This window comes from Hymenobacter sp. 102, from assembly GCF_049949205.1.
Classification (GTDB): Bacteria; Bacteroidota; Bacteroidia; order Cytophagales; family Hymenobacteraceae; genus Hymenobacter.
This window is the reverse complement of the sequence record NZ_CP188172.1, coordinates 2,875,514-2,887,650: the sequence shown is the minus strand read 5'-3', so window position 1 is coordinate 2,887,650 and position 12,137 is coordinate 2,875,514. Positions and strand designations below refer to the sequence as shown.

Below are 12,137 nucleotides of genomic sequence, written 5' to 3'. Positions count from 1 at the left end.
CACAGAGAAAAGCTTATCCCAGCTGCTGTAAAGCCTGCTGAAGAAAAGCGAAAGTTAGCGGGGCGCGCTCCTGCAACTGCGCCAAACCGGTTCCAATTCCATCTTCGGGCACAACAACAGTACTACCAGCCGCTAAGTGCCGCCGAACTGGAGCCAAGTCCTCTTCAATCATCCGACAGTTCTCGGACAAGGTATTATCGGTCCAGAAATCAGCTTCTTTCAAGCGTGGACGACGTTTCGTGCGAACCCCAACCGCATTAGGCTCACCGCGCATTTCTATTGCTTGGCCACCCAGACCACGCCGTTCCTCGTTGTCACCAAACAGATACAACACCTGAGGATGAGCTTGCAAATCGACGCGGTAAATTCGCTTCTGTTTGATAATCATAAAGACAGTCTTATTTAGCCAAGATACAAAAACGGCCCGCCGGATTGCTCCGGCGGGCCGTTGTCAACTCACAGAGCCGACTTTTTACGCTACTTCCGAAGCTTCCGCGTCGCGGCGGGCCTGGGCGGCGGCTACATCATCAGCCGCTAGCGGGTGCGCCTGCTCATGATGCGCGAAGAAACGGCTCTGAAACAAGAGAATCAGCGCCACGCCCACAAAAATAGCCGAATCGGCAATGTTGAAGATAGGCCAGAGCGAGACGTGCGAACCGCCCACCAGCGGCCAGGAAGCCGGCAGAATACCCTCGTAGATATCCACGTACAGCATGTCAATCACCTGCCCGTGAAACCAAGGCGTGGGCGAGCCATAGGGTGCGTTATTGTAGAGGATGCCGTAGAAAATGGAGTCGATGACGTTGCCCAGGGCCCCACCCAGAATCATGGCAATGCACACCAGCAGGCCGTTGGGAGCACGCTGCTTCCAAAGCCGGTAAATGTAGTAGGCAATGCCCGCCACGGCTACCAGCCGGAAGCTGGTAAGCAGAATTTTACCGTAGGGCGGCGGCAGTTCTACCCCGAAGGCCATGCCCGGGTTAAGCGTGTAATGCAGCTTAAACCAGTCGCCCAGCAGCGGAATTTCCCCAGGCATTCCCATGGGCATGTAGCGATGCACGGCCCATTTGGAGAGCTGATCAATGACGATGACCAGCAGGGCCACCAGGTAGTATTTCCAGTATTTCATTCGATAGAAGTGAGAGGCAAGCGGTGAGAAGCGAGACTCCGGCCTGACAGCGTGTCAGCACGGGCACCTCTACCCTCTCAAAGCACAAATTGACGAAGATTTTTTGACTATGCTGCATCTGGCCCCGCAGACACTTGGTCCGCATAGTACATGATGCAAGTGGGATTTTGTGCCGGTTTGAGCTTATCACCCGCCGGTTTGTACGGCTTTGTGCTAATACCTCTCTGCGGCTGGTTTTCGCCAAAGGTACCGCCATCTGGCTGCTTCCGCAGAATTGCCGGGCTTTTGCGGGCGGGCTGAATACCCTAACCCGCTTTCCTCTATCTTACCAGCAGTATCCCTTTCTACCGTGTCTGTTATGTTACTATACCCTTCCCGGCTTCGGCACATGGCCGGTTGCAGCTTGTTGTCGGTTGCGTTATTGGGCGGTTGCGCCACGCCCCACCCGCTTACCCGCGCCAACGAGCAGCGCAGTACTACCACCATCACCTTCTACAACCAGCAGCTCAACACCAGCCTGCTGCTCAACGGCGACTATACCCTAAACCTGAAGCCGCGCAACCAGCCCGATGCCGCTACCCAGGCCACCTTGCAGCAGCTAGCCGTGCCGCGCAAGCAGGCGGCTGTGCTGTTCACGGGCCGTACGACCATCGAGCCAACGTATCAGCTGCGGGCTTTGCGGCTGGCTGGCAACCCCGACTGGAAGGAGGCCGGCTTTCAGGAAACGGGCCTGGGCCGGTACCAGCGCACTACCGCTACCTCGCCCGATTTGCGGATGGAATACGCCGCCCCGCTACCCGATCAGGAAGGCTGGCTGTATCTGCTGGCCACCGACGACGCCAAAACAGAGCCGACGGCTTCTGTTCTAAGCCGCAGCCGGGAAATGGATGCCGAGTTTGTCACGTTCACGTTTCCATCGGTGCAGGCGGGGCGCTGGCCGCGCACGGTGGCCCCCGCCCGCCTGGCCAGCAGTGCTTTTGAAAGCCGCCCGAACGGCGACTATCTGGCGCCGTTGGTGGCATTGGCCCAGAGCCGCCACTCCCCCGCCGACCCGTCGTTGGACGGCACCCTGCGGTACACGCTGCTACAATACCACGCCCTGGCCGGTAACACCGATTCGGTGGCGTACTTCCAGCAGCTGGAAAACGTGCGGTTACCGGCCCCGGCTGCTTCGGAAAGCCGCGCCCGGCCGCGCCGGGCGGCTTCGGATACGCTGGTAAGCGTGGCGGCCGTACCGGAAATTCTGCGCCGCACGGCGTCGGTGCGTGCCGTACTGCTCGATGAGTCGCCTACGCAGCCCCAGCACCGGGCCCTGGCCGCGGCGCTGCTGCCGGGCCTGTATCAGCAGGGGTACCGCTACCTGGCCCTGGAGGCATTAACGGATTCGGCGGCCAGCAGGCAGATTCCGCTGCCGCTATGGGCGGGTGTGGAAACCCGGGAAGCCACTTACGCCAACCTGGTGCGCACGGCCCGGCAGTTGGGTTTCATGCTGATTGCCTACAACACGTACAACGGGCTGGCCGATAGAAACCAGGCCCAGGCGGCGGCGCTTCAGGCTGCTTTGCGGCAGGACGCGCAGGCCCGGGTATTGATTTACGGTGGTAATTCGCTGAATAGCCAGTTGAGGATGAGAGGGCAACAGGTGTCGAAACCAATGCCGGAGCGGTTTACGGAGCTTACGGGCTGGCCGATACTGCGCATCAACCAGTCCCGCTTATCCAACGAGCCGCTCAACCAGCTGCCGGCTACGGCCCCCGGCACGGCCGAGGTGATATACCGGGTGCAACGTGGGCAGCGTCGCCCGTTTTACCCGGAAGCGGAACTCGTGGTGCGTAATAACCTCATGCTGCAGCAGCTGCCCCTGCCCTACGCTGAGGCCCGCGAAATCCGTACCACCTCCCTGGATTTGCGGCCGTACCGTCCCATTCCCGTCACCGGGCGCCGGTTGGTACAGTTGTATCTACAATCCGAGCTGGCCGTGCGCGAAGACGTGGCTCCCATCCTGGTGCACGAAATCCGGGCGACGGATGACTTTCTGCCCTACGCCTGGCACCGGGCCGCTACGTGTACCGCGTACTGGCAGAGAAGTCGCTGGCCGAAGTACGGCAGGAATTGGTGGTGCCGTAAACCTTCTTCAACTGAAAACCGAACGTCATGCAGAGGCGCAGCGAAGCATCTCGCGTGCTGATGCCTAGATGGCATTGCAACATCAGCCGAGCGAGATGCTTCGGCTGCGCCTCTGCATGACGATAAAAAGAAAGGCCGCGAAACATCTGTTTCGCGGCCTTTTTTTACGCTTGAAGGAGCTTATTTGTTGGCTACTTCCAGCTGCACCGGCACCGAATACTCGTCGAATTCCAGTACCGCGCCGCCGCTGATTTCCGGGGCGAAATCCAGGCTCAGGGCCTGCACTTCCTCCCGAATGTAGCTGCCGAACGACTGCACGGCGGCTGCCAGCTCGGGCTGCTGCTGCAGCGTCACGCGCACCTTATCCTGCACTTCCAGGCCGCTGTCTTTGCGCAGGTTCTGGAGGCGGTTCACCAGCTCGCGGGCCACGCCTTCCTGGCGCAGCTCGTCGGTCAGGGTCACGTCGAGGGCCACGGTGAGGGGGCCGTCGGTGGCCACCAGCCAACCGGGCAGGTCCTGGGTGCGGATTTCCACGTCGTCGGGGGCCAGGGTGTAGGCTTCGCCGTCGATTTCCACGGCCAGCTGACCGGTTTTTTCGAGGGTGCTGATTTCCTCGGCGCTCATCTGCTGGATGCGGGCGCCCACGGCTTTCAGCTTGGCCCCGTACTGCTGGCCCAGACGCTTGAAATTGGGCTTCACCGACTTCACCAGCACGCCACTGGTATCGTCGAGGAACTCCACGTGCTTCACGTTCACCTCGGCGCAAATCAGGTCTTCCACCTTGCCCACCTGCTCGCGGGTGGTGTCGTTGAACACCGGCACCAGAATGCGCTGCAACGGCTGACGCACCTTCAGCACCGATTTTTTGCGGAGCGAGTGGGTGAGCGAAGAAATCCGCTGGGCCAGTTCCATGCGCTCTTCCAGCGCCTTGTCAATGCGGGCTTCGTCGGCCTCCACCAGCAAGGTGAGGTGCACCGATTCGGCGGCTAGAGGGGTGTTACCCTCGATGGCTTCGGCGCGCATACCACCGGTCATATTCTGGTACAGCCACTCGGCGAAGAAGGGCGCAATGGGAGCCATCAGCTGGGCCACTACCACCAGGCATTCCTGCAGGGTTTCGTAGGCGGCTTTCTTGTCCTGGGTCAGCTCGCCCTTCCAGAAACGACGGCGCGAAAGGCGCACGTGCCAGTTGGAAAGCTGGTCGGTGACGAAATCCTGGATGGCGCGGGCGGCTTTGGTGGGGTCGTACCCATCATAATAGCCGCGCACTTCCTGAATCAACGACTGCAGCTTGCTCAGAATCCAGCGGTCCAGCTCGCTCAGCTCGGCGTAGGGCACCCGGTCGAACTCGCGGGCCTGGAAGCCGTCGAGGTTGGCGTAGAGGGCGTAGAACGAGTAGGTGTTGAACAGCGTGCCGAAGAAGCGGCGCTGCACCTCCGTGATGCCGTTGAGGTCGAATTTGAGGTTGTCCCAGGGCTGGGCGTTGGCAATCATGTACCAGCGCGTGGCGTCGGGGCCGTACTGGCTGATGGTCTGGAACGGGTCGATGGCGTTGCCGAGGCGCTTGCTCATCTTGTTGCCGTTCTTATCCAACACCAATCCGTTGGCCATCACGTTCTTGTAGGCCACTGAGTCCTCCAGCATCACGGCCAGCGCGTGCAGGGTGAAGAACCAGCCGCGGGTCTGGTCCACGCCTTCGGCAATGAAATCGGCGGGGAAATTCTTCTGGAACTGCCCCTCGTTTTCAATCGGGTAGTGCCACTGGGCGTAGGGCATGGCGCCGCTGTCAAACCACACGTCGATGAGGTCCGTTTCGCGGTACATGGGCTGGCCGCTGGGGCTCACCAGGAACACATCGTCCACGTAGGGCCGGTGCAAATCGGTCATTTCCCCGCTGGCAATGGGGTTGTGCGTCATCACCTGCGCGGCCACGGCCTTGTCGATTTCGGCGCTCAGTTGGGCAATCGAGCCGATGCAGATTTCCTCTGAGCCGTCCTGGGTGCGCCAGATGGGCAGCGGGGTACCCCAATAGCGCGAGCGGCTCAGGTTCCAGTCCACCAGGTTTTCCAGCCAGTTGCCGAAGCGGCCGGTGCCGGTGCTTTCGGGCTGCCAGTTGATGGTTTTATTGAGCTCGATGAGCCGGTCCTTCACCGCCGTGGTTTTGATAAACCAGGAGTCGAGGGGGTAGTACAGCACGGGCTTGTCGGTGCGCCAGCAGTGCGGGTAGGTGTGCTCGTACTTCTCCACTTTGAAGGCCGTGCCGTCGCCTTTCATGCGGATGGCAATGCTTTCGTCGAGGGTTTTGTAGTCGGCCCCGCTCTGGTCGTGGCCGTCGTAGTTTTTCACCCAGCGGCCGCCAAATTCGCCCATCTGAGCTACGTAGCGGCCGGTGCGGTCCACCACCGGGCCCAGTTTGCCTTCGTCGTCGGCTACCAGCAGGGCGGGCACGCCGGCCAGCTGCGCGGCCCGGAAGTCGTCGGCGCCAAACGTGGGCGAAATGTGCACGATGCCGGTACCGTCTTCGGTGGTTACGAAGTCGCCGTTGATGACGCGGAAGGCGTTTTCCTCGCCCTCAAACGCCGGATAGCCCTTGTCCTGCCCAAACAGCCGCTCGTAACGGATACCCACGAGGTCAGCTCCGGTGAAGCGCGCCTGAACAAACCACGGCTGTTCTTTAGCCGCTGAAGAAGAATGTCCCTGCCAAGAGGTTACTTCATTCTTTTTGGCAAAGTACTTACCCACCAGAGCTTCAGCCAACACAACATGAATTGGCTTACCGGTATATGGGTTGAAGGTAGAAACCAGCACGTAAGGAATGTTCTTCCCTACTGCCAATGCAGTGTTAGCCGGTAACGTCCAAGGCGTCGTTGTCCAGGCCAAGATGAACACTTCCGTGCTTTGCTCGATTTGCTCACGAGCTACTTCACCCGCATTTTCTGTAGCAGGCGCATCAAGCGTATGCCAGTTCTCCGGCAGTTCGTATTTGATGCTTGAAAACAGCTTTTCCGACGCCTCATCGCGCTGCACCTTGAACTGGGCCACGATGGTCGTGTCCTTTACGTCCCGGTAGGTGCCGGGCTGGTTCAGCTCGTGCGACGACAAACCGGTACCGGCCGCCGGCGAGTAGGGCTGGATGGTGTAGCCTTTGTAGAGCAGGCCCTTGTCGTAGAGCTTCTTGAGCAGCGCCCAGCAGCTCTCGATGTACTCGGGCTCGAAGGTGATGTAAGGGTCGTCGAGGTCCACCCAGTAGCCCATTTTCTCGGTGAGGTCGTCCCACTGGGCTTTGAAGCGCATCACGGTTTCGCGGCAGCGCTGGTTGTACTCCTCAATGCTGATTTTCTTGCCGATATCCTCCTTCGTGATGCCCAGCTCCTTTTCTACCTGCAGCTCAATGGGCAGGCCGTGGGTATCCCAGCCGCCTTTGCGGTTCACCTGCTTGCCCAGCAGCGTCTGGTAGCGGCAGAAGATGTCCTTCACCGTCCGGGCCATCACGTGGTGAATGCCGGGGGCGCCGTTGGCCGAGGGCGGGCCCTCGTAGAACACGAAGGTGGGCTGCCCCTCGCGGGTGCTCACGCTTTTCTCAAAAATGCCGTTTTGTTTCCACCACGCCAGGATATCAGTACCAACCTGGCCGTAGTTGAGCGGCTGCTTGAATTCGGGGTAGTTCATTTGTGGGGAGGGTCTTTTCTAACCCTGGTCGCCTCACCCCCTAGCCCCCTCTCCAAAGGGAGAGGGGGGACTAGAGCTAGATGCAACAGAGCTAGTAGAACTAGATTTTTAAATTTTTAAGCTAGTTCCCCCTCTCCTTTTCGGAGAGGGGGCCAGGGGGTGAGGCGACTACGCAAGGCCTTTCGGCTGCACCTGCATCCGGTTAAGGTTCAGTTCCAGGTCGTCGTCTTCCTCGTGGTAGTTGTCGTCGTAGTGCCGGATACCGGTCTGGTCGATAACGTCCTCGTCCTTGCCGTGCTCGAAGGTAACGAGCAGGCAGGGCAGCAGAATCAGGTTGGAGAAGTTGGTAATCAGCAGGCTAGCCGACATGAGCAGGCCCAGCGCCTTGGTACCGCCAAACTCCGAGAAGGCAAACACCGAAAAGCCCAGAAACAGCACAATGCTGGTGTAAATCATGCTGGTGCCGGCCTCGCTGAGGGTAGTGCTGATGGCGGCCTTCACACGGCGGCCGTTGGCAGCCATTTCCTGCCGGAACTTGGCCAGCAGGTGAATGGAGTTGTCGCCGTCGATACCCAGCGCAATGCTGAAAATGAGGGCCGTGCTGGGCTTGAGCGGAATACCGAAGTAGCCCATAATCCCGCCCGTGAGCAGCAGTGTGAAGAAGTTGGGCAGCAGCGTAAAGAACACCGCCCGGATGCTACGGAACAGAATCAGCACGACTACACCCACCAGCAGAAACGCGTGCAGCAGGCTGGATTTGAGCGTACCAATCAGGTACTCGTTGCCTTTGGTGAAGATGATGGTGGTACCCGTCTTCTTCACTTCCATGCCCGTACCCTTGAAAATCCGGTCGATTTCGGGCTGGATACGGTTGTTGAGCAGGGTATCAAGGTTGTGGGAGCCGATGTCCGCAATTTTCAGCGAAATCCGGGCCTCCCGCATGGTGCTGTCGGTGAAGGAGCGGAGCAGCTTGCTGGTCAGGGCCCCTTCGCTGCCTTTGGCATTCTGGGAACGGGCCAGGTAACTGAAGATGTAGTTTTTCTCGGAGTTATCGGGCAAGCGGTAAAACTCGGGGCTACCGTTGTAGAAGGCTTGGGTAGAAGCTTTCAGCGCCGTTACCACGCTCACCGGGGCCGTCAGCACGGGTTGGGTGCGCAGGAAGTTTTCGAGGCGGTCAATGCGCTCCAGGTTTTTGAGCTTCAGCAAGCCTTTATCCTTGCCCGTATCCACCACCAGCTCCAGCGGCATTACGCCATTGAAGTGCTGCTCGAAAAACTTGAGGTCGGAGTTTACCGAGGAATCTTTGGGCAGATCATCCACCATGTAGCTTACGGAGCGCACCTTGGCTACCCCAAACGAGGCCAGCACCACCAGCGCCAGGGCCGTGAGGTACACCGTGCGCCGCCGTTCCAGCACCACGTAATCAAAGAACTCCAGCAGCTTCATCAGCGGCTTGGCTTCCAGGTGTTCCAGCTGCTTGGGCGTGGGCGGGGGCAGAATGGTGAACACAATGGGCATCAAAATAAACGACACCGCAAAGGCCACGAAAATATTGATGGTGGCCACCGCTCCAAACTGGAACAGAATGGCAATGTTGGTGAAGCAGAACACCACGAAGCCAATGGCCGTGGTGGTGTTGTTCATGAGCGTCACCAGCCCGATTTTGCGCACCACCCGGGCCATAGCCAGCACCTGGTTGCCCGATTTGCGGTAGTCGTAGTGGTAGCGACTGAGCAGATAGGTACAGTTGGGAATCCCGATAACGATGATGATGCTCGGAATCAACCCGGTGAGCAGGTTGATTTTATAGCCCATCAGCACCATGCTCCCGATGCACCAGATAACTACAATCAGCACAATCAGCAGCGGGAACACCACCGCCGACCACGTGCGGAAGAACATGAGCAGCGTGAGGGCCATCATCACAATGGTGAGGGCCACAAACAGCTTCATTTCCGAGGCTACCTTGGTAGTCATGGTGGCCCGCACGTAGGGCAGGCCGGCGTAGTGCATCTTGATGCCCGTTTTCTGCTGAAACCGCTCGGCGTGGCCCAAGATTTCCTGCATCACCGCCTCGCGCCGGCTGGAGTTCAGGTACTTGGGGTCCATGGTGAGGGCCAGCAGCGTGGCCCCGGTAGTGGGCGAAATCAGCTGGCCTTTGTAGAACTCCTGGGAGTTCACCACCCGCATCAGCGAGTCCAGCTCCGTCTGGCTACTCGGGAAACGCCGGAAGATGGGCTCAGCCCGCAGGGTTTGGGTGGCGGTATCCTTTACCAGCCGGGGCAGGCGCGTTACGCCCAGGATGCCGTTCACGCCCTCCACCTTGCTCAGGGTGTCGGTGAGCATGCGCAGCTCGTTGAAGTTGCCCAACTGGTACACCGAGCTATCCTGCATGCCCAGTACCAGCACGTTGCCATCCTCCCCAAACTTCTGCTTGAAGCGCTGGAAGTACACCATGTCCGGGTCATCGGGCGAAACCACCTGGGCAAAATCGTAGGTCATTTCGATTTTGCGGGCTTCCCAGGCCATAAACACCGTTATAACGGCCAACAGCCCAACCAGCAGGCGGCGGTTCTTAATGACGAATAAGGCGAGGTTTCTCCACATAGGCCGGTAAAATGCAGCAAAGGTACGCAACCCCCAGCAGGTAAGCAGTGAGCATCAGCCGGTAAACCTCCGGCTGAGAGTAGTGGTGATGTAAGGAGTCCAATTGGAAAACTCATTTATTCTTCAGAATATAGGGAACATTTTATGCCTTATTCTACGTAAGCATCCGCATTACAAGCCGTTGCGCGCACGCAAAATTGAATTATTACGCGCCCAGCTTGTTCTTTTTCTTTTGCCATGACTTTGTACATTTCCCCGGATGCGTCCCTCACGTACAATCCGGTTTCCGAAACCTTATACCTGAGCTACAACGCCACCCGCTTGTCGGTATCGTTTGGCCAGGCCTACCAGCGCGCTCTGGAGGAAATGCTGGCCCAGAATGTGGACAAGCTGCTGCTGGACCTTAAGCGCAACGCCCCCCCCACCGACGAAGCCGACGAGCTACTAGGTCCTTTGGCCGAAGCCCTGGCCGATCAGCCCCACCGCCCGTTGTTTATTGCCGCTGTGGTTTCGGAGGGGCAGTACCAGTACCAGATTGGCAATTCCCTGGCCTCTTCTACCCTACCTCCGTCCCGGGTGGAGTTCAACTACTTCACCTCCCGCCGCGACGCCACCCAGTGGCTCAGTGAAAATTAACTGCCTTTTCTCGCACTGTCCTAAACAATAGAACGGCCGCCGGATTGCTCCGGCGGCCGTTCTATTGTTTAGGACAGTGCTCAGCCTTACAGCTGCTCGAAGATGCGCGAAAGGCTCACGGCCTCGCCGATGTAGCTGCGCAGCTCCGAGATGGGCATGCGCGTCTGCTCGCGGGAGTCACGGTGGCGTACGGTCACGGTATTGTCCTCCAGGGTCTGGTGGTCGACGGCAATGCAGAAGGGCGTGCCGATGAGGTCCTGGCGGGTGTAGCGCGTGCCAATGCTGTCCTTCTCCTCCACTACCAGCCGGAAGTCGTGACGCAGGCTGTTGTAGATTTCGGTGGCTTTCTCGGGCAGACCGTCCTTTTTCACCAGCGGGAAAATGGCGGCCTTCACCGGGGCCACAGCCGGGTGCAGGCGCAGCAGCTTGCGAGTTTTGGTTTTCTGCTCCTCGCCTTCGCCTTCCACAATGGTTTCCTCCTGATACGCCTGGCAGAGCGTGGCCAGGAACAGGCGGTCGGCCCCTACCGAGGTTTCCACCACGTAGGGCACGTAGTTGCCGTAGGGCTTACCGGTTTCGGGGTTGAGGTCGTTGTCGAAGTAGTTCTGCTTTTTGCGGCTGTACTGCTGGTGCTGGGTCAGGTCGAAGTCGGAGCGGGAGTGGATACCCTCGATTTCCTTGAAGCCGAAGGGGAATTCGTACTCAATATCCACGGCGGCCTTGGCGTAGTGGGCCAGCTTCTCGTGGTCGTGGAAGCGGAGCTTGTCGGCGGGCAGGCCCATTACCTCATGCCAGCGGCGGCGGGTGGCTTTCCAGTGCTCGTACCACTCGCCCTCGGTGCCAGGGCGCACGAAGAACTGCATTTCCATCTGCTCAAACTCCCGCATCCGGAAGATGAACTGCCGGGCCACAATCTCGTTGCGGAAGGCCTTACCAATCTGGGCAATACCGAACGGCACCTTGGCGCGGGCCGACTTCTGCACGTTCAGGAAGTTCACGAAAATACCCTGGGCCGTTTCGGGGCGCAGGTAGATTTCGCTGGAGCCCTCGGCCACCGCTCCCATCTGCGTGGAGAACATCAGGTTAAACTGGCGCACATCGGTCCAGTTGCTGGTTTTGCTGATGGGGCAGAGAATTTTCTCGTCGATAATGAGCTGCTTCACGGCCGGCAGGTCATTATCCGTCAGCAGGCGGCCCAGGGTGGCCAGCAGCGCGTCGGCGCGCTCCTGCTCGCCGGCCTTTTCGTATTCGGCGGCTTTGTCCTCCACCAGCACGTCGGCGCGGTAGCGCTTCTTGCTGTCGAGGTTGTCAATGAGCGGGTCGGAGAAGCCGTCGACGTGGCCGGAAGCTTTCCAGGTGGTCGGGTGCATGAAGATGGCCGCGTCGATGCCCACCACGTTCTGGTTGAGCTGGGTCATGGCCTTCCACCACAGCTGCTTCAGGTTGTTTTTCAGCTCCACGCCGTTGGGGCCATAGTCGTACACGGCGGCCAGCCCGTCGTAGATTTCGGAGGAGGGGAAAACGAAGCCGTATTCCTTGGCGTGCGACACAATTTCGGCCAGGGTGCCTTCAGTGGTATTGGCGGCGGGTTGCGCGGGTTTGCTCATGCTATCAGTCGTGAGTAGTAGGTAATGAGTAGTGAGTAGTAGGTGCCGGAAGGCAGACAAGCGGCCCTTCTCTCGCACTCCAGATGGCAGTTCATACTAGGTACTCACTACTCCCGTCTCAATACTTAATAATGGCAAAAGTAGCCAAAGCATTTACTACCGTGCTAGCCTGGTCCTCAGAAAGGCATATGAACTGCTGCTTTTCAGTAATTTACTGACCTTCTCCGCAGGAGCTTGAACCTGCTGCCGGTTCCTGCGTTTAGCGGCTCAACTCGCCGGCCCTCGGGGCAGTGCGGTAACAATTTCATAATCTTGCGCCCCCTTTGGGCGGCAGTACCTTTGGTTGCCGAAAACTGAATCTT

General features: G+C 59.0%; 7 protein-coding genes. 2 read left to right on the top strand and 5 right to left on the bottom strand.

Going from position 1 to position 12,137, the window contains the following annotated elements; translation table 11 throughout:
- Positions 1 to 13: 13 nt before the first annotated feature.
- Together ACN19L_RS12320 and ACN19L_RS12315 are read right to left on the bottom strand one after the other, a co-directional pair.
- Positions 14 to 388 carry a hypothetical protein gene (locus ACN19L_RS12320; RefSeq protein WP_426489802.1) on the bottom strand — a complete coding sequence of 125 codons (375 nt, stop codon included), beginning with the start codon at positions 386 to 388 and terminating at the stop codon, positions 14 to 16.
- A gap of 84 nt (positions 389 to 472) precedes the next feature.
- Positions 473 to 1,129: a lipoprotein signal peptidase gene (locus ACN19L_RS12315; RefSeq protein ID WP_426489801.1), complete on the bottom strand. Its 657-nt coding sequence runs from the start codon at positions 1,127 to 1,129 to the stop codon at positions 473 to 475.
- 388 nt (positions 1,130 to 1,517) lie between these two features.
- On the opposite strand from ACN19L_RS12315, the gene ACN19L_RS12310 reads away from it, so the two are divergent.
- On the top strand, positions 1,518 to 3,317 hold the full coding sequence (locus ACN19L_RS12310; RefSeq protein ID WP_426489800.1) for a hypothetical protein: 1,800 nt from the start codon (positions 1,518 to 1,520) through the stop codon (positions 3,315 to 3,317).
- 119 nt (positions 3,318 to 3,436) lie between these two features.
- Here the strand turns inward: ACN19L_RS12310 and ileS are convergent, their stop codons facing one another.
- Both ileS and ACN19L_RS12300 read right to left on the bottom strand, forming a co-directional pair.
- Positions 3,437 to 6,925 (bottom strand): isoleucine--tRNA ligase, encoded by a 3,489-nt coding sequence (ileS, locus tag ACN19L_RS12305; protein WP_426489799.1) that lies wholly within the window; start codon positions 6,923 to 6,925, stop codon positions 3,437 to 3,439.
- Between the two features lie 168 nt (positions 6,926 to 7,093).
- A complete protein-coding gene (locus ACN19L_RS12300; protein WP_426489798.1) occupies positions 7,094 to 9,532 on the bottom strand; it encodes an efflux RND transporter permease subunit in 2,439 nt (812 codons plus the stop codon).
- A gap of 237 nt (positions 9,533 to 9,769) precedes the next feature.
- On the opposite strand from ACN19L_RS12300, the gene ACN19L_RS12295 reads away from it, so the two are divergent.
- Positions 9,770 to 10,168: a hypothetical protein gene (locus ACN19L_RS12295; RefSeq protein WP_426489797.1), complete on the top strand. Its 399-nt coding sequence runs from the start codon at positions 9,770 to 9,772 to the stop codon at positions 10,166 to 10,168.
- An 86-nt stretch (positions 10,169 to 10,254) separates the two neighbouring features.
- Here the strand turns inward: ACN19L_RS12295 and ACN19L_RS12290 are convergent, their stop codons facing one another.
- Complete coding sequence (locus tag ACN19L_RS12290; RefSeq protein WP_426489796.1) at positions 10,255 to 11,775, bottom strand: glycine--tRNA ligase; 1,521 nt, start codon at positions 11,773 to 11,775, stop codon at positions 10,255 to 10,257.
- Positions 11,776 to 12,137: the final 362 nt, after the last annotated feature.

What these genes read in the sequence shown, in the direction of transcription:
- ileS (WP_426489799.1), bottom strand. Translation starts at nt 6,925, where the DNA reads ATGAACTACCCCGAATTCAAGCAGCCGCTCAACTACGGCCAGGTTGGT.
- ACN19L_RS12295 (WP_426489797.1), top strand. Translation starts at nt 9,770, where the DNA reads ATGACTTTGTACATTTCCCCGGATGCGTCCCTCACGTACAATCCGGTT.
- ACN19L_RS12290 (WP_426489796.1), bottom strand. Translation starts at nt 11,775, where the DNA reads ATGAGCAAACCCGCGCAACCCGCCGCCAATACCACTGAAGGCACCCTG.
- ACN19L_RS12310 (WP_426489800.1), top strand. Translation starts at nt 1,518, where the DNA reads ATGGCCGGTTGCAGCTTGTTGTCGGTTGCGTTATTGGGCGGTTGCGCC.
- ACN19L_RS12300 (WP_426489798.1), bottom strand. Translation starts at nt 9,532, where the DNA reads ATGTGGAGAAACCTCGCCTTATTCGTCATTAAGAACCGCCGCCTGCTG.
- ACN19L_RS12320 (WP_426489802.1), bottom strand. Translation starts at nt 388, where the DNA reads ATGATTATCAAACAGAAGCGAATTTACCGCGTCGATTTGCAAGCTCAT.
- ACN19L_RS12315 (WP_426489801.1), bottom strand. Translation starts at nt 1,129, where the DNA reads ATGAAATACTGGAAATACTACCTGGTGGCCCTGCTGGTCATCGTCATT.